The organism is Tissierella pigra (genome assembly GCF_009695605.1).
Taxonomy (GTDB): Bacteria; Bacillota; Clostridia; order Tissierellales; family Tissierellaceae; genus Tissierella; species Tissierella pigra.
The window spans coordinates 62,404-81,150 of sequence record NZ_VUNQ01000002.1; the positions used below are offsets into that span (position 1 = coordinate 62,404).

Annotated in this window: 21 protein-coding genes; all 21 read right to left on the reverse strand. The window is 32.9% G+C overall.

Annotation, left to right across the window (positions count from 1 at the left end):
• Positions 1-41: 41 nt before the first annotated feature.
• Entirely contained in the window at positions 42-1,064 is a 1,023-nt protein-coding gene (gene mreB, locus FYJ83_RS01560) for a rod shape-determining protein MreB (RefSeq protein ID WP_326828277.1), read from the reverse strand.
• Positions 1,065-1,184: 120 nt separating this feature from the next.
• Entirely contained in the window at positions 1,185-1,439 is a 255-nt protein-coding gene (spoIIID, locus tag FYJ83_RS01565; RefSeq protein WP_216585643.1) for a sporulation transcriptional regulator SpoIIID, read from the reverse strand.
• 49 nt (positions 1,440-1,488) lie between these two features.
• On the reverse strand, positions 1,489-2,301 hold the full coding sequence (locus FYJ83_RS01570) for a M23 family metallopeptidase (protein ID WP_195837882.1): 813 nt from the start codon (positions 2,299-2,301) through the stop codon (positions 1,489-1,491).
• A 138-nt stretch (positions 2,302-2,439) separates the two neighbouring features.
• Positions 2,440-3,477 (reverse strand): stage II sporulation protein D, encoded by a 1,038-nt coding sequence (gene spoIID / locus FYJ83_RS01575; protein ID WP_154438423.1) that lies wholly within the window; start codon positions 3,475-3,477, stop codon positions 2,440-2,442.
• Between the two features lie 147 nt (positions 3,478-3,624).
• Entirely contained in the window at positions 3,625-4,875 is a 1,251-nt protein-coding gene (gene murA / locus FYJ83_RS01580; RefSeq protein ID WP_154438425.1) for a UDP-N-acetylglucosamine 1-carboxyvinyltransferase, read from the reverse strand.
• 18 nt (positions 4,876-4,893) lie between these two features.
• The gene (locus FYJ83_RS01585) at positions 4,894-5,691 is read right to left on the reverse strand and encodes a YwmB family TATA-box binding protein (RefSeq protein ID WP_154438427.1); all 798 of its coding nucleotides are present in this window, start codon (positions 5,689-5,691) and stop codon (positions 4,894-4,896) included.
• 144 nt (positions 5,692-5,835) lie between these two features.
• The gene (locus FYJ83_RS01590; protein ID WP_154438429.1) at positions 5,836-6,246 is read right to left on the reverse strand and encodes a F0F1 ATP synthase subunit epsilon; all 411 of its coding nucleotides are present in this window, start codon (positions 6,244-6,246) and stop codon (positions 5,836-5,838) included.
• 2 nt (positions 6,247-6,248) lie between these two features.
• Complete coding sequence (atpD, locus tag FYJ83_RS01595) at positions 6,249-7,646, reverse strand: F0F1 ATP synthase subunit beta (protein WP_154438431.1); 1,398 nt, start codon at positions 7,644-7,646, stop codon at positions 6,249-6,251.
• An 18-nt stretch (positions 7,647-7,664) separates the two neighbouring features.
• Entirely contained in the window at positions 7,665-8,522 is an 858-nt protein-coding gene (gene atpG / locus FYJ83_RS01600) for an ATP synthase F1 subunit gamma (protein WP_154438433.1), read from the reverse strand.
• Between the two features lie 122 nt (positions 8,523-8,644).
• Positions 8,645-10,147 carry a F0F1 ATP synthase subunit alpha gene (gene atpA / locus FYJ83_RS01605; protein ID WP_154438435.1) on the reverse strand — a complete coding sequence of 501 codons (1,503 nt, stop codon included), beginning with the start codon at positions 10,145-10,147 and terminating at the stop codon, positions 8,645-8,647.
• Positions 10,148-10,174: 27 nt separating this feature from the next.
• Complete coding sequence (locus FYJ83_RS01610; RefSeq protein ID WP_154438437.1) at positions 10,175-10,708, reverse strand: F0F1 ATP synthase subunit delta; 534 nt, start codon at positions 10,706-10,708, stop codon at positions 10,175-10,177.
• Positions 10,696-11,208: a F0F1 ATP synthase subunit B gene (gene atpF / locus FYJ83_RS01615; protein WP_154438439.1), complete on the reverse strand. Its 513-nt coding sequence runs from the start codon at positions 11,206-11,208 to the stop codon at positions 10,696-10,698. The genes FYJ83_RS01610 and atpF overlap by 13 nt, the downstream gene beginning before the upstream one ends.
• Positions 11,209-11,274: 66 nt before the next feature.
• A complete protein-coding gene (gene atpE, locus FYJ83_RS01620) occupies positions 11,275-11,544 on the reverse strand; it encodes an ATP synthase F0 subunit C (protein ID WP_154438441.1) in 270 nt (89 codons plus the stop codon).
• Positions 11,545-11,573: 29 nt separating this feature from the next.
• Positions 11,574-12,242, reverse strand: a complete 669-nt coding sequence (atpB, locus tag FYJ83_RS01625) for a F0F1 ATP synthase subunit A (RefSeq protein WP_154438443.1) — start codon at positions 12,240-12,242, stop codon at positions 11,574-11,576.
• A gap of 48 nt (positions 12,243-12,290) precedes the next feature.
• On the reverse strand, positions 12,291-12,665 hold the full coding sequence (locus FYJ83_RS01630; protein ID WP_154438445.1) for an ATP synthase subunit I: 375 nt from the start codon (positions 12,663-12,665) through the stop codon (positions 12,291-12,293).
• Positions 12,658-12,894 (reverse strand): AtpZ/AtpI family protein, encoded by a 237-nt coding sequence (locus FYJ83_RS01635; protein ID WP_154438447.1) that lies wholly within the window; start codon positions 12,892-12,894, stop codon positions 12,658-12,660. Before FYJ83_RS01635 ends, FYJ83_RS01630 begins: the two co-directional genes overlap by 8 nt.
• Positions 12,895-13,109: 215 nt before the next feature.
• Entirely contained in the window at positions 13,110-13,760 is a 651-nt protein-coding gene (locus FYJ83_RS01640; protein WP_154438449.1) for a 3-oxoacid CoA-transferase subunit B, read from the reverse strand.
• Positions 13,760-14,416, reverse strand: coding sequence for an acetate CoA-transferase subunit alpha (gene atoD, locus FYJ83_RS01645; protein WP_154438451.1), 657 nt, complete (start codon positions 14,414-14,416; stop codon positions 13,760-13,762). The genes FYJ83_RS01640 and atoD overlap by 1 nt, the downstream gene beginning before the upstream one ends.
• A gap of 137 nt (positions 14,417-14,553) precedes the next feature.
• On the reverse strand, positions 14,554-15,732 hold the full coding sequence (locus tag FYJ83_RS01650; protein WP_154438453.1) for an acetyl-CoA C-acetyltransferase: 1,179 nt from the start codon (positions 15,730-15,732) through the stop codon (positions 14,554-14,556).
• 257 nt (positions 15,733-15,989) lie between these two features.
• Positions 15,990-17,381, reverse strand: a complete 1,392-nt coding sequence (locus FYJ83_RS01655) for a sigma-54 interaction domain-containing protein (protein WP_326828278.1) — start codon at positions 17,379-17,381, stop codon at positions 15,990-15,992.
• Between the two features lie 167 nt (positions 17,382-17,548).
• Complete coding sequence (gene wecB, locus FYJ83_RS01660; RefSeq protein ID WP_154438455.1) at positions 17,549-18,658, reverse strand: non-hydrolyzing UDP-N-acetylglucosamine 2-epimerase; 1,110 nt, start codon at positions 18,656-18,658, stop codon at positions 17,549-17,551.
• Positions 18,659-18,747 lie beyond the last annotated feature (89 nt).

The window sequence follows — 18,747 nt, forward strand, 5'->3', positions numbered from 1 at the left end:
CATTATATCTATTATATTATCGGCTGATTTTATAAAAGACTTTAGCGTATATATTTTTTTGGTGTACTAGCTTCTACCACATTAGAATCAAGGTATTGTATCCATTCCAATGCCTTACCTGTACCTCTTGCAACAGATGAAACTGGCTCATCTGCTATATGAACTGGAATTCCCGTTCTTTCCGATATCAGCTTATCTAATCCATGAAGAAGTGCTCCTCCTCCAGTCATAAGTATTCCTCTATTACTAATATCTGCTGCTAATTCTGGTGGTGTTCTTTCAAGAACTATATGAACTGTATCTATAATTTCTTGTATAGGTTCTTTAAGAGCTTGAAGCATATCATCTGAGGATACATTTATAGTTATAGGCAGACCTGTTAATAAATTCCTTCCTCTTACTTCCTTAAACCTTTCTTCTCCCATCTCATAGGCAGAACCTATATTGAGTTTTAGTTCCTCAGCTGATCTTTCTCCTATCATCATATTAAATTTTTTTCTAATATATTTGGAAATAGATTCATCCCATTCATCGCCAGCTATTTTTATGGAACGACTAACAACAATACCTCCTAAGGAAATCACAGCTACATCTGTAGTACCTCCACCAATATCAATTACCATATTGCCAGTTGGCTCTGTAATATCTACTCCTGCTCCTATGGCAGCAGCAATTGGTTCTTCTATTATATAAGTTTTTATAGCCCCTGCCTGAGTACTAGCTTCTATAACTGCTCGTTTTTCTACTTCAGTTATTCCACTAGGTACACACACTATTACTCTAGGCTTTAAAATATACTTACCTATTGCTTTTTGTATAAAATATTTTATCATTCTTTCAGTTATATCATAATCAGATATTACTCCATCTCTCATAGGTCTAATAGCTGTAATATTTCCTGGAGTTCTACCTAACATTCTTCTAGCCTCTTCTCCAACTGCTAGAAGCTTGTTTGTATTTTGATCTATAGCAACAACTGAAGGTTCTTGTAATACTACTCCTTTACCTTTTACATATACTAAAACGCTTGCAGTACCTAAATCTATTCCTATATCCGCTCTCACGTTACTACTAACCTCCTTATTTATCCTTATCTAATATAGTATTCTACATTAATTTTAAAACTCCTTCTTTTTTTGGAGATTTTTGTCAAAAAATTTAAAAGTCCCAACTATGGGACTCTTTTATTCATTAGATACGCTATACTTTAATTTAGTTGCTTCTCCGCCTCTTATATGTCTCTCTGACTTATTAAAATCTAATAAGTTCTTTACGCTATCGGCTAAGTTTGGATTTATCTTTGGCAATCTTTCTGTTAAATCTTTATGAATCGTTGATTTGCTGCACCCAAAAGCTTTAGCTGTATCCCGAACAGTACTTTTATTCGCAATTATATATTTTGCAACTTCTAGTGTTCGTTCCTCTATATAATCTTTCACTTACCAACCCCCCTGACTTTTTGGGTATTCACTAAATATTTATGCACTTCTAATCATTAATAGAACGTGGATCCACTAATTTTCCATTTTTTATAACTTCAAAATGAAGATGTGGTTTCATTAACATTTCAGCCTTAGCTGTACTTCCTATTTTAGATATATGATCTCCCTTTTTTACTTCCAGTCCTTCTTTTACCATTTCTTTAGTTTCTAAATTAGAATATCTAGTTTGTAAGCCATTTCCATGCTCTATTACTATTACTATTCCCCATAGATCATCTTCATATACTTCCTTAACTACTCCATCTAATGCTGCCTTAACTGCCGTCCCCATTGATGCTTCAATATCAATAGCTTCATGACCTACCCACGCATCTAAAGTTTCTGAATATATTAGAGTATTTGTAGCATAGTCAGTTAGTATATTTCCTTCTACTGGCATAGAAATATTTGCCGTATCTTGTACTATTTCCGGAGTCTCTCTATAATCATCTTCTTCAAATTCCAATTCCTCATCTTCAACATTATTATTTACAGTCTCTACTTCTTCAATTTCCATAGTTTCTTCTATCTCTTCTAACTCTTCTTCATCATTCTTATTTTCTTCTTCAGTCTCCTCCACATCCTCTGCATTTACCGTCTTTACTTCTTCCTGATTAATCAAATCAAAATGTTCATCATATAGAGAAATTTCCTCTCCACTTTCTTCTAGAATTGTAAAATCCCCATTCCCTACATTTTTATTCTTATTCATGTTTTCCATGGATAAAAACAAAGTACCTCCTGCAACTAAACATACACACACAAATAAGATTAAGATAAATCCTTCTTTTTCCATTAATTTTATTAATTTATTTTTCATATGTCCACCTCCATTACCTAGTATTTCCACATTGAAAAAATCCATACAATAAATTCACAATTATTAGTGATCAAAATAAAAATAACTCCAATTTTGGTTCTAACACCAAAATTAGAGCTATTAAATAATCAAAACTATTTAATTGTCTATTTCCTTTATTTCTACTTCTGTATAATAGTGTTTTAGTATTTCCTCATAGGTACTGCCATGTTTACCCATACCATTGGCACCCCATTGACTCATACCTACTCCATGACCATATCCATAAGTCTCTATTTCTATTATATTTAATTTTTTATCTAAGGATATGGTAAAATTAGTTGAGTTTAAGGCAAATAAATCTCTTAAATCTCTGCCTTCTAATATAATTCCATCTATGGCAATTTTCTTTACTCTACCTGTTAATGTTCTATCTATTAATTTTATTTTTTCCTGTATATTATCCTTAGTTATTTTAACATCAGGATATTTAGATTGAATCTTTTTAATAAATTCATCTAAGGTTAAAGTCAATATATCTTTAAATTTTGGTGCTTCTTCTTCATAGGGACTAGTTACAGATTTTAAGTAAGGTGACTCTACTGCAAATACATCTTTGGCGTCTTCTGTCCTACCTCCTGCTGTGGAGTGATATAGTGGTTCTATAATTTCACCATTATAAAATATTGCCAAATTCTTAGTTGAATTTACCGATTCTTCAATCTTACCCCAATATTCCTCCATCCAACTTTCTCCATGGAGTTCTCTCAACTGTTCAAGAGATAAGTACGCCTGACAGTGGATACCTGTACAAAGAGGAGCAGATTTATGTTCTGGATGTCCATCAGCAAACCTTATACTTCTACTTATGGCATAGGTTCTAGCAGCCACTGCCTGAGCCTTCAATGCCTCAATATGAAATGCTGCAGGCATTTCTGCTGCAACTACACCTTTTATATACTCATCTAATTTTAATTCTTCAGTTTCTCCAGTTTTGGAATTATATACTTTGATGACTTCATATTCATGATCCTTAACTGATGTTATTTCATTTGTCTCTATTGTATTATCCTCTTCTAAGGATTCTCCAACTACTGAATTGACTCTAGGTACAAAATTAAAAGTCTTAACAATAACTGTAGGTAATATTATAGTTATTATCAAGACTGTCCCAATATAAATTCCAAGTTTTTTCATTTTCTCCCCCTCTTTACCTTTAGTATGTAATATAATATGCAAATTTTATAGTCCATATGACTATAAAATTTGCATATATCTAATTACGAAGGAAAAGATAAAAAGGATAAAAAATATAGGAAATAAAAAAAGTGCCATGGCACTTTTTTATTTCCTATATATAATTGCTCCTAATTGTGTAAATTTCTCTTCTATATTATCATATCCTCTATCTATATGATATATATTATCGATTTCAGTAACTCCTTCAGATACTAACCCAGCTAATACTAAAGCTGCTCCTGCTCGTAGATCTGATGCTTTTACTGGAGCTGATGTTAGATTTTTTACACCTTGAATAATTGCAGACCTTCCATCAATTTTTATATCTGCACCCATTCTCTTTAGTTCGTCTACGTGCATAAATCTATTTTCAAAAACAGTTTCTATACATACTGATGTACCTTTACAAAGACTCATAAGTGCCATAAATTGTGCCTGCATATCTGTAGGAAATCCTGGATATGGTAAAGTTTTTATATCTATTGCTTTTAAATCCTTTGTACCAATTACTCTAACTGAATCTCCATTTTCTATTACTTCACAGCCTACTTCTTTTAATTTTGCTATAACTGGTTTTATATGACTGGTGATTACATTGTCTACAATAATATCTCCACCAGTTATAGCTGCTGCTACCATAAATGTACCAGCTTCAATTCTATCGGGGATAATAGAATGAACACCTCCGCCTAATTTTTCTACACCTTTGATTCTTATGGTAGATGTTCCTGCTCCCTTAATATCTGCTCCTAGTTTATTTAAAAAACTAGCTAAGTCTACTATTTCTGGTTCCATTGCTGCATTATCTAATATGGTATCTCCCTCTGCTAATACTGCTGCCATCATTATATTTTCTGTAGCTCCAACAGAAGGAAAGTCTAAGTAAATTTTATCTCCTACTAATTTATCCGCATAGGCTGTAATATTACCATGATCTACATCTATGGTTGCACCTAATGCCTTAAATCCTTTTAAATGCAAATCTATAGGTCTAGTACCTATGGCACATCCACCAGGTAATGAGTTTTTAGTTCTTCCAAGTCTTGTAAGAAGTGGTCCCATAACTAAAAAAGATGCTCTCATTTTACTCATTAATTCGTATTTAGTTTCATAGTTATTTATATTTCTAGAATTAATTTTTATTTTGCCTTTATCTAATTGTTCAACTTCTGCCCCAAGTGATCTAAGAACTTCACAAATCACTGTAACATCTTTAAGATTTGGTACATCCTCCAAAATTATATCTTCTGTACCTAGCAAAGATGCTGCTAATATTGGAAGTGCCGAATTCTTTGCTCCAGATATTCTAACTCTTCCTTTCAATGGGGGGCTTTTTTCCACCATTATTTTTTCCAAGCAAATCTCCTCCTAATTTTAGTATCCAATGGTAATAATAGGCGTTCCTATCCAAATATAGGTCTTATCTTCATATTCATTGTATCTTACTGCCAAATTTAGGTTAACCTTTTTATCACCGGAGAATATGGAACTTTCTATAAGAGGAGTATAGGCAGTGTAACTAACTATGGATTCGTCTACATATTCTTCAACAATTTTTCCCTTATACTTCATTACAGATTTAGCTGCGTCTTTCTTCAGTTCTTTACCTGATACTTTTCCCTCTAATGTTCCAATAATACAAGTTGTAGTTTCTAAAGGTTTACCATAGCTTTTAAAAATACTTGTTACCTTTTCTATTATACCATTAATACTAAAATTTTGCTTATGTTTTATTAAATTTATAAAAAGAGTTGTTTCTTCCTGAGTACAGTCTGGACTTGAGTATGAAGCTATTGTAAACTCTATCATATTTTTATTTATATCATATCCATATACTATTAAATGTCTAGACTCAAACTCTTCAGTATACTGTCTTATAAAGTATTTTCCTTCTTCTTCTGTAATGTCCACATCATCTATATAGGGGTCTATTTCAACTCCAGTAATACCTAATTCATTGATTACTTTCTTACTTATATCCTCCATTTCGTCTTTAGATATAAGCCTATCTAATATTATTCCCCCCATATTTAAATCTCCCTCTTTAAATTCACCTTCTAATCTTTGTAATATACCTTGTAAAATATCTTCCTCATTGTATTTCTTTCCTGCCATTGTTATTGTTGGAATTAATAAAGATAGAATAATTGCAAATAAAATTAATTTTTTCATTGTATCCCTCCTTGATTTTAAAGGAAGGGTACTTTTTAATAAAATGTAAAGGGGGACAAAACATTTCAAACTAAAAAGTACCCTATTCCTATGATAAAAGTATTACCAAGGAAGGGTACTTTTTATACCTATATTAATTAAATTTTAATCAAATTTTTTAATTTGAGAAACTTCAATTCTATTTATAGCACGATGAAGGGCTAACTCTGCTCTATGAATATCTATATTATCACGTCTATCTTTAAGTCTCTTTTCTGCTCTTTCTTTTGCAGACTTAGCTCTTTCTATATCTATATCATCTGGCCATTCTGCTGATTCAGTTACTATGGTAACTTTATCATCCTGAACAGAAACATATCCATCTGATATGGCAGCTACTCTTTCTTTACCTTCTTGAAATACTCTTACCTTTCCAATTCTAAGAGGAGTAGTGATAGGAGCTCTTCCTTTTAATACAGCTAAGTCCCCATCGATACCCCTTACTATAACCATTTCTACTTTATCAGAGAAGAAAAGATTATCAGGGGTTACAATATCTAAATGAAAGTTAGACATAATTAATCCTCCATTTTCTTAGCATTTTCTACAGCCTCATCTATAGTACCTACAAATAGGAATGCTGACTCTGGTAAATCATCATGTTTTCCTTCAAGGATTTCCTTAAATCCTCTTACAGTTTCGCTAATAGGTACATATTTACCTACCATACCTGTAAATTGTTCTGCTACTGTAAATGGCTGTGATAGGAATCTTTGAACTTTTCTAGCTCTCCCTACGATTAGTTTGTCATCATCTGAAAGTTCATCCATTCCTAAAATTGCTATAATATCTTGAAGATCCTTATATCTTTGTAAAATTTCTTGTACATCTCTGGCTACTTTATAATGCTCCTCACCTACTACTTCAGGGTCTAAGATTCTTGAAGTTGAATCCAGTGGATCAACTGCAGGATAAATTCCTAGTTCTGAAATCTGACGTGAAAGTACAGTTGTAGCATCTAAATGAGCAAAAGTAGTAGCAGGTGCTGGGTCTGTTAAGTCATCTGCAGGTACATATACAGCTTGAACAGATGTAATAGAACCTTTCTTAGTAGATGTAATTCTTTCCTGTAAAGCACCCATCTCTGTTGCTAAGGTTGGCTGATAACCTACAGCTGAGGGCATTCTGCCAAGCAATGCAGAAACTTCTGAACCAGCTTGAGTAAATCTAAATATATTGTCTATGAATAAAAGTACATCCTGGCCTTCTTGATCTCTGAAATATTCAGCCATAGTAAGACCAGTTAACGCTACCCTCATTCTTGCTCCTGGTGGCTCATTCATCTGACCAAATACTAAAGCTGTTTTTTCAATAACTCCAGATTCAATCATTTCATAATATAGATCATTACCTTCTCTTGTTCTCTCTCCTACACCTGTAAATACAGATAAACCACCATGTTCTGTTGCTATATTATTTATTAGTTCTTGTATAAGTACTGTTTTACCAACACCAGCACCACCAAATAGTCCTATTTTTCCACCTTTAGAATAAGGTGCTATAAGGTCTATTACTTTAATCCCCGTTTCAAATATTTCTTTAGAAGTCTCTTGTTCTTCAAAGGATGGAGCAGCCCTGTGTATTGGTGCAGTTTGCTTTGCTTTAACTTCTCCTTTACCATCTATAGCTTCACCTAATACATTGAAAAGTCTACCTAAAGTAGATTTACCTACAGGTACAGCAATAGATTTTCCAGTATTTTTCGCTTCCATTCCTCTAACAAGTCCATCAGTTGAATCCATGGCAATACATCTAACAATGTCATCACCTACGTGTTGTGCTACCTCTACTATTAATGTTTTACCTTCTCTATTAATTTCTATAGCATTAAGTAGTTCTGGCAGACTATCTTCATCAAAACGAATATCAACTACGGGGCCTATAACTTGAACAATTTTTCCAATGTTCTTTTCCATTTGCCCTCTCCTTTCATCTTACTTTAGAGCATCAGCGCCAGATACAATTTCTGTTATTTCCATAGTAATGGCAGCTTGCCTTGCTCTATTATAGCTGATGTTTAATTCATCAATCATTTCTTCAGCATTATCTGTTGCAGCTTCCATGGCAACTCTTCTAGCTGCCTGTTCACTTGAAGACGCTTCTATAAGAGCACCATAGATACTGCTTTGTATATATTTAGGAATCAAATATTCTAAAACTTCCTCTGGGGAAGGTTCAAATTCTGTAATGGTTTTTCTTTCCTTCTTTTCTTCATCAATTTCATTAGAAGGAAGTAATTTTATAATAGTAGGCACTTGAGAAATAGTTCCTTTAAACATGGTGTAGACCAGATTTATTTCATCTACATCCTTGTTTTCATATAAGTCCATGGCCAAACTACCAATTTCTCTAGCATCTGAAAACTGTGGATCTTCACTAATTCCAATAAATTGACCAACTATATTATAGTTTCTTTTTGTAAAATAGTCTCTAGCTTTAGAACCTACAGCTATGATTTTAGCATCTTTATTTTGCTCTCTTATTCTTTTCTCTGCTAGTCTTATTACTCCTCCATTATATCCTCCAGCTAAACCTCTATCAGCTGCTATTACAATGTATAAGGAGGACTTGACTTCTCTAATATCTAATAATGGATGCTTTACATTACCTGTAGAACCTAAAATTTCTTGAATATTATGAAGGACTGTTTCATAATATGGTCTAGACTTATCTAGTCTTTCCCTTGCACGTTTAAGTTTTGCAGAAGAAACCAATTCCATAGCCTTAGTAATTTGTTTGGTGTTACTTATTCCTCTTATTCGCCTTTTAATTTCTCTTGTTGTTTCAGCCAAAATTTACACCACCTTGAAATAATCGTTAATTGTTGATTGCTAATTTTAATTGTGGGGTCTATTAGATGAATAATTTCACTTATGTTTTCCACATTAATCTTGTTTACAATTACAATTTACAATTAAAAATTTTTCTTAAATTCTCCTAAGGCTTGTTTTATTCTTTCTATATTATCATCTGTTAAATCCTTTGAGGTCTTTATACTTTGTACTATATCTGGATAATTATTGTCCACAAATTTTAGGAATTCCTTTTCAAAAGCCGATATTTTTGCTACAGGAATATCTGCTAAATGTTTATTAAGTACAGCATAAATAATTATAACTTGATGCTCTACAGAAACAGGACTATATTGAGGCTGCTTTAATATTTGAAGCATTCTTTCCCCTTGGTCTAATCTTTCTTTGGTTTCCTTATCTAGTTCAGATCCAAATTGAGCAAAAGCTGCTAACTCTCTATATTGAGCTAATTCAAGTTTAATCCTACCTGCAACTTTTTTCATTGCCTTGATTTGAGCAGAACCTCCAACTCTTGAAACTGAAAGTCCAGTATTTATAGCTGGTCTTTGACCTGCAAAAAATAAGTCAGTTTCTAGGAATATCTGTCCATCTGTAATTGATATAACGTTAGTTGGAATATAGGCTGTAATATCTCCAGCTAAAGTTTCTATAATTGGTAAAGCAGTTATAGAACCTCCACCATATTTATCATCTAATTTTGCCGCCCTTTCAAGAAGCCTTGAGTGAAGATAGAATACATCTCCTGGAAAAGCTTCTCTTCCTGGTGGTCTTCTTAAAAGCAGAGACATAGCTCTATACGCAATAGCATGTTTAGATAAATCGTCATATACGATTAAAACATCCTTACCATTGTCCATAAATTCCTCAGCAATTGTTACTCCTGTATAAGGAGCTATATATTGTAATGGTGCTAATTCACTAGCTGTAGCAGATACTATAATCGTATAGTCCATAGCACCACGCTTTTCTAATGTGTCAACTATTTGAGCCACTGTAGATCTTTTTTGTCCTATGGCAACATAGATACAAATAACATCTTCACCTTTTTGGTTAAGAATAGTATCTATTGCAAGAGCAGTTTTACCTGTTTGTCTATCTCCAATTATAAGTTCCCTTTGTCCTCTACCTATGGGAACTATGGAGTCTATTGCTTTGATACCTGTTTGTAAGGGTTCACTAACACTCTTTCTTGTGATAACTCCTGGAGCAATTTTTTCAATAGGACTAAACTTAGAAGTTGCTATAGCTCCCTTACCATCTATTGGCTGACCAAGGGCATTAACAACTCTACCCATCATAGCATCCCCTACTGGAACTTCTATGATTCTGCCAGTTCTCTTTACAGTATCGCCTTCTCTTATATTTTCATCTGAACCTAAAAGAACACAACCAACATTATCCTCCTCAAGGTTCATTACCATACCAAATACTTCACCTGGAAACTCAATAAGCTCTCCAGCCATACATCCTTCTAGACCATGGATTCTAGCTATGGCATCTCCTACTTGAATAACTGTACCTATATCTACCATTTCCAAAGTCTTTTCATATCTTTTAATTTGTTCCTTAATAATGGAACTTATTTCTTCTGGTCTTAACTCCATTTTTTCACCTCACTCCTTGCTAGTTTGTTATACTATCAGAGCTTTGCCTATGGATTCTAATTGTCCTTTTACTGTACCGTCTATAATCCTGTTTTCAACACGCAGTAAAACTCCACCAATTACAGTTTTATCTACTTTATTTGAAAGTTCTACTTTCTTATTTAACCTGCTGGATAAAACTGATTTTAGCTTTTCTTTAGAACTTTCTTTCATAGGAATAGCTGTTATAGCAACAACATTTAGTATATTTTCATGTTCGTTAAATATTTCTTTATATTTTTCTATTATATCTAAGATAAACCCTTCTCTTCTCTTATCTACTATGATATATAAGAAGTTAATCATTTCCTCAGATAATTTTCCTTTGAAGATATTATCTATTAAACTTTTTTTCTCACTTTTACTAATTCTTGGATGATTAAATATTTGAAGAAGTTTAGCTTCACTTTCAAATACTGCTTTTAAAAAATCTAACTCTTTATTAAACTCATTGTTCCTATCCATATCAAGTCCTGCTTCAAATAAAGCTAACGCATATCTGCTGCTAACTAACTTTGCCATTCTTGATTACCTACCTCATCAATAAATTTATCGATTAGTTTTCCTTGCTTATCATTATTGATTTCTTCTTCCATTATTTTGGAAGCAATAAGTAAAGCTATTTCACCAGCTTGGGATTTGATATTTTGGAAGGCCATTTCTCTTTCACGAGTTATTTCCTTTCTTGCTCTAGATACTATATTTTCAGCTTCACGTCTAGCTTCTTCTATAATATCTTCTTTTAATTCTTCTCCACGTTTTCTAGCACCTTCGATGATTTCATTACTTTCTTTCTTAGCAAGGCTAATTCTTGATTCATATTCATTTTTTAGCAACACAGCTTCATTTTTTAAACCTTCAGCTTCTTGAATATCAGTCTGAATTTTATCTTTCCTATTCTGTAAGAATGTTGAAACTGGTTTATATAAAAACTTTCTAAGAATGAGGTAAAGTAATAGAAGAGCCACCCAGGATATTATCATGGATGACAAAATAGGCAAAGGCCTTATTACTACATTCATAATTAAACCTCCTTATATTGAGGGTTAATTGAGATGGGGAAACCCATCCCCCTCAAAATGTTTTTCCTATAGACCAGCTAATAATGGTCGAACAAATAATAAAATAATAGCAATTACTAAACTGTAGATACCAGTTGTCTCAGCTACTGCCTGACCTAATAACATGGTTCTTGTAATATCACCTTGTGCCTCTGGTTGTCTTCCAACTGCCTCTGCACCTTTACCTGCAGCAATTCCCTGTCCAATTCCAGGTCCTAAACCTGCTATCATTGCTATTCCTGCACCTATTGCAGAACACCCTAAAACAAAAGCTTCATTTGATATACCTTGTAACATTAAAAATCCTCCTCTCAAGTTTTAAAAAATTATGCTTCCTTGCCACCTATAAATATCATAGATAACATCGTAAATATAAATGATTGTAATACACCAGAGAATATATCAAAATATATATGCAGTGGTGCCGTTACTATTGGGGCAAAATAACCTAATGCACTATATAACAATCCCATAATTATACCTCCACCCATTACATTTCCAAATAAACGGAAAGATAATGATATTGGGTTTGCCAAGTCACCAATTACATTTAAAGGTGTTAACAATGCCATGGGTTCTGTATAACCTTTTAAATATCCTAATAATCCTCCAGAATTTTTGAAATTCCAATACTGGGATAAAACAAAGGTAATTAAAGCCAGTGATATTGTCACTGAATAATCTGATGTTGGGGCTGTTATACCTAACAAACCAGATAAATTAGAAGCCATTATAAACGTAATCAGCGTAAATATATAGGGTGCAAATCCTAAGTTCTGCTCACCCATAGTGGTCTTAACTAGATTATCAATACTTTCTACTGCAACCTCCAATATCAATTGGAAATTTGATGGTTCTTCATCAAGCTTAGCCTTTTTCATTTTGCTGTTGACTACCAATGCAAATACAATTAAAACAATAGCAACAAACCAAACATTGACTATAGTATCGGGAATAAATATTTCCTTACCACCAATTTGGATTAGTACTTCCAATTATTATTCCTCCCTCCTTTATGAATTTAGTTAATCTTTTTAAATTTATTATCTTTTTAAAAATTCCCTATCTAATATTAATGAGCCTGAGATAACTATTCTTATCATAATTAACCCAATAAAAGTAGAAAGGAAATTTAGATAATTCGCTAGAGCCGCCACCACCAATACAGCACCATATATTAAGAATCTTCCAGTATATTGACCTACACTATAAGCATTGGCCATTCTTGGTGGCATAGTAACTGACTTATTTACGGCATTATGAAGGAGTTTAAAAGTTAAAATACTTATGATTGTCCCAAATATTAAACCTAATGCTATAGGCTTCCAATCCTTAAAGATAAAGAGAATTACTCCAGTTGATATTAGGCTTAATACTATGGCTCTTTTAATTATCTTTAAAACCAAGTCATTATTCATCTTTCTTCTCCTTATTTTCAGGCTTTATTCCTAATTTGAAAATATTCAGAAAACCAGCCCCAGAACCTAAAATTATAAATATTATAGAAAAAGCATAGTTTGTTCCTAGCTTTTTATCAATAAACTGTCCCAACAAAACTCCTAATAAAATCGGTGTTATAATAGATATACCCATTTGGCTAACCAAAGCTACATTTTGAAGAATATCTTTATAATTTTTATTTTTCATTTTATCACTTCCGATACAGTTTTATAATCTAGATTAATAAATAATCATCGATTGATATTTTTTTGTTTATTTTGTCGAATCTTCTGCCCATATTTTTAAATACAGTTTCAATTATATAAAATTTTGACATTTATTGCAAGTAGTTTAACACAATATTCAAATAAATATTAAATAGTATAGCAAAATGACTCTTAGAATATTCTAAGAGTCATTTTTTATATTTCCATACTTATTAGGTTTTCAGCAATAATCAGTTCTGCCTCTGTAGCAGCCTTTATTTCATCTATAGTATATTCTGGATTTATCTCCTTTAACAGTAATCCTTTTGATGTTACTTCCATAACACCCATTTCAGTAATGATTAAATTTACTTCTCCTGCTGCAGTTAACGGAAGATTACATTTCTTAAATATCTTATGATTTCCCTTTACTGTATGTTCCATGGCCACTATTACCTTCTTTGCACCAACTACTAAATCCATAGCTCCTCCCATACCTGGAACCATTTTTCCTGGTATCATCCAATTAGCAAGATTTCCTTTTTCATCTACTTGCAATGCACCAAGAACAGTAATATCCACATGACCACCACGGATTATTCCAAAGGATGTAACCGAGTCGAAGAACACTCCTCCTGGCAAAATAGTCACACATTGAGCTCCTGCATTTACTATATGAGGGTCTTCTTCTCCTTCAAGAGGTGCTGGTCCCAGCCCTATAAATCCATTTTCTGATTGAAAAGACACATTCATGTTTTTAGGCACATAATTTGCTACCATAGTAGGTAAACCAATACCTAAATTAACCACATCTCCATCTTTTAGCTCCTTAGCTACACGTCTAGCAATGAATTCTTTCTTGTCCATTACTTTTCACCTCCATTAACTATGTAATTAATAAATATTCCTGGAGTAACAACATGATTAGGATCAATATCCCCTACTTCAACTACTCTTTCTGCTTCTACTATAACTGTATCAGCAGCTGTAGCCATAAGAGTATTAAAGTTTCTAGTTGCACCATAATATACAATATTTCCATATTTATCTACTGTTTCCCCAGCAACTAAAGCTATATCAGCTCTTAAAGGCTTTTCAAGAAGATAGGTTTTTCCATCTATTACTATCTTCTCCTTACCCTCTTCAATTACAGTTCCTACACCTGTTGGGGTTAAAAAACCTCCTAATCCCACTCCACCTGCCCTTACTTGTTCTGCAAGAGTTCCTTGAGGTACTAAAACTACTTCCATTTCACCAGAATTCATTTGATTTCCAGTTTCTTTATTAGTTCCAATATGTGAAGCTATAAGCTTTTTAATCTGTTTATTCACTACTAACTTACCTACTCCTATATCAGTAAAACCAGAATCATTACAAATTAATGTTAAATTCTTAACACCCTTCTCCACAAGAGCATCTATTAATTTATGGGGAGACCCGCAACCTAAAAATCCACCTACCATAATAGTCATGCCATCTTTAATATGAGATATGGCTTCATCTATGGATACAACTTTGTTCATATATATAACCTCCTTCATTTTTAGTGAATAGTGAAGAACTTAATAGTGAATAGTTATGGAAGTTTCGAATAAATTCGAAACTATTAACCTAAAAACCCAAAAGCCTTACCCAAAAACTATTCACTATTGACTTTTAACTAGCGTTTGACTATCATAGCAATTCCCTGTCCGCCACCTATACACAAAGTAGCCAGACCATTTTTAGCATCTACCTTCTCCATTCCGTGAAGTAATGTAACTAATATTCTTGCTCCTGAAGCTCCTATTGGATGACCTAAAGCTATTGCCCCACCGTTTACATTTACTTTAGAAGTATCTAGATTAAGATCCTTTATAACTGATAAGGCTTGAGCAGCAAAGGCTTCGTTAGCTTCTATTAGGTCTAAATCTTCCACTGTCATATTTGCTTTATCTAAAGCTTTTCTTGTTGCAGGAATAGGTCCTGTACCCATTAGTGAAGGTTCTACTCCAGCTGAAGCATATGAAACAATAGTTGCCAATGGAGTAATTCCCAATTCTTCTGCCTTTTCCTTACTCATTATAACTAATGCTGCTGCACCATCGTTTATTCCTGAAGCATTTCCTGCTGTTACTGTTCCATCTTTTTTAAATGCAGGTCTAAGTTTTGATAGACTCTCAATTGTAGCACCAAATCTTGGGTATTCATCTGTATCTACAACTATAGGGTCACCTTTTCTTTGAGGAATTTCCACTGGAACTATTTCTTCCTTGAATCTACCACTTTTTATTGCTTCTTCTGCTTTATTTTGGCTCATCAATGCTAGTTCATCTTGCTCCTCACGAGTAAGACTGTATTTTTCCACTATGTTTTCTGCTGTAATTCCCATATGATAGTCATTGAAAATATCCCATAATCCATCAGCAACCATATAGTCTACTATTTCTCCATTGCCCATTCTTTGACCCCACCTAGCAGACTTTAATAAATAAGGTGCCTGACTCATGTTTTCTGTACCACCTGCTAATATTATATCTGCTTCTCCTGCTAAAATAGCTTGAGCTGCCAATTGGACAGTTTTTAAACCTGAACCACAAACTTTATTTACTGTAAAAGATGGTACTTCCATAGGAATACCTGAATGTACTGAAACCTGTCTGGCAACATTCTGTCCTAAACCTGCCTGAAGTACATTACCAAATATAACCTCTTCAACCATATGCGGCTCTATTTTAGCTCTTTTTAGAGCTTCCTTAGCTGCTATGGTTCCTAATTGTACTGCAGAAACATCTTTAAATTTACCACCAAATGCACCAATAGGTGTTCTCACTGCTGAAGCAATAACTACTTCTCTCATTCTAATACCTCCTATTATTATATTTAAAACTATATAAGTATATATTTCATACCCTATATAATAGCAATTATTATGCCAAGGTTTATATAAATATTCTATAGTCTAGAAAGATTGATTTTACTGATTTCTTTAGAAAACTCAAAATGGAGTAAATAAATTAATTTTATATCTGTAGCTATTTATATACAAAACTCATTGATTATACTATAATAGTGTAGCCATAAATATACACTCTTCAGAATTTTGTATACTTACGGCTACATATAATCTATATCTTCTATTTTATACTTGTCTATTTTTTTGTAAAGAGCTGTTCTATGTATTCCTAATTTCTCTGCAGCCAAAGTTTTATTTCCTTTTGTAAGTGTAATTGCCTTTATAACGGCCTCCCTTTCCACTGCTTCAATTGTATCTTTAAGTTTTATAATGTCCTCTATATTATTTGGCAAATAATTTACTCCATTTAAAATTCTTTCTGGTAAATGTTCTGCTAATATAAGATTCCCCATTGAAAGATTAATGGCTCTTTCTAGTATATTTCTTAACTCCCTTACATTTCCCGGCCAACTATAAGACTTTAATATTTTCATAGCTTCTTTAGATAATTCTTTTCTTCCTACTGCCATTTCTTTAATTAAATTATTTAATATATCTTCACTTAAAATCTCTATATCTTCCATTCGTTCTCTTAGGGGTGGAATCTCTATAGATATTACATTTAACCTATAATATAAATCTTCTCTAAACTTACCTTTTTTTACAGATTCCTCAATATTTTCATTTGTGGCAGCTATTACTCTCACATCAAAGCCAATCTTCTTATTACCGCCTATTCTTTCAAATTCCTTAGATTCCAGTACTCTAAGTATTTTTGCTTGCATCTCTAAAGGCATATCTCCGATTTCATCTAAAAATATTGTACCACCAGAGGCAAGCTCAAATTTTCCAGGTTTACCATCTTTTCTAGCTCCTGTAAATGCACCGCTGTCATAACCAAATAGTTCAGACTCCAATAATTCCTTTGGAATTGCAGCACAATTAATCGCAATAAATGCTTCTTCCTTTCTGTAACTGGCCCTATGAATGGCATGAGCAAATAATTCCTTTCCAGTACCTGATTCTCCTGTAATCAATACTGTGGAATTAGTCTCTGATGCCATTTTTCCTACCTTTTTTAAATATTCCATCTTTGGATTTCTAGTAATTATACTGTGAAAAGAATATTTTGTACCTTCTATCCTTTCGATTTCACCCTTATACTTATTTATCTTTGACTGCAAATCAAGGAGTTGGTGTGCCAACTCCTTTACTTCGCTTATATCTTTAAAAAGCACTGTACCTACAGCACCTATTATCTTTTCTTGTTTGATTATAGGAATACGGTTTGTAATCATATCGTGCCCTTGAATTCTTTGAACATCTCTTAGTTCCTTTTTCCCTGTCCTTACTACAATATGCATACGAGTATTTTCAATTACCTCTTCCACAGGTTTACCTATGGCGTCTTCTTCCTTTATACCCATAAGTTTTTCATAGTTCATTTTAACAATTCTACCGTTAGGGTCAACTAATACATAACCTTCATAAGCATAATTTAAAATATCCACAAGCATTTCAAAACTATCTCTGAGTTCAGTTAATTTATCCACAATAGACCCCCTTTTAGTGAATAACTAATATAAGCAGAGTACCAAAATTATGGTTTTCAATTTTGTGTGCATCGCTTAGTTTGTTTATCTAGTGAATAGTTTTGGAAGTTTCGAATAAACTAGAAACTATTAACCTAAAGACCCAAAAACTATTCACTTTTCACTATTTACTCTTCACTATTAACTAATATATCTACTATCTTTTCACTGGCCTTTCCGTCTCCATAAGGATTCACTGCATTTGCCATTTTGTTATATTCTGATTCATTAGATAATAATAGGTTTAATTCATTATATAGATTTTCATATTTAGTCCCTACTAGTTTAGCAGTTCCTGCTTCTATACCTTCTGGTCTTTCTGTTTCTTCTCGAACTACAAGTACAGGTTTACCAAAGGTTGGTCCTTCTTCTTGAAGTCCACCAGAATCTGTAACTATTAAATGTACCTTTGACATAAGGTTTGCCATTGGTTCATAGTCTAGTGGCTCTATTAAATGAATTCTATTATTGCTTCCTAGTACTCTGTTTGCAATATCTCTCACCTTTGGATTTAAGTGCATAGGAAATACTACTTCTACATCCTTATATTCTTCTACAATATCTTTTATTGCAGTAAATATATTTTCCATAGGTTTACCAATATTTTCACTTCTATGGCTTGTAACTAAAATCACTCTTTTATTTTTATAATCTAGATTGTTTAACAAATCTAATTCAAATATATAATCTTCTTTAACAACATATTTTAAAGCATCTATTACTGTGTTTCCCGTAATAAATATCTTTTCATCTGGATAATCTTCTTTTAATAAATTTTGTCTATTGCTCTCTGTAGGAGCAAAGTGAAAATCTGAAAGTATACCTGCTAGTTTCCTATTGGCTTCTTCAGGGTATGGTGAATATAGGTTTCCACTACGAAGACCTGCTTCAACATGTCCAATTTTTACCCTATGATAAAAAGCAGCCAATGCACCTGCAAATACTGTAGTAGTATCTCCTTGAACCAATAATACATCTGGTTTCTCCTTTAAAATTACTTCTTCTAGACCTTGTAAAGCTCTTGTTGTAATTTCTGTTAGAGTTTGTCCAGGTTTAAATATATTTAAATCATAGTCTGGCTTTATATTGAATAAGTTTAAAACTGGGTCTAACATCTCTCTATGTTGTGCTGTTACACATACTATAGACTCTATATTTTTTCTTTTCTCCAGTTCTTTCACTATGGGAGCCATTTTTATCCCCTCTGGTCTTGTGCCAAAAACAGTCATTATTTTCAAATATACCCCTCCTATTCTTTAGTGAATAGTTAATAACTAATAGTAAATATTGTAGAAGTTTCAAGTAAACTTGAAACTATTATATTACA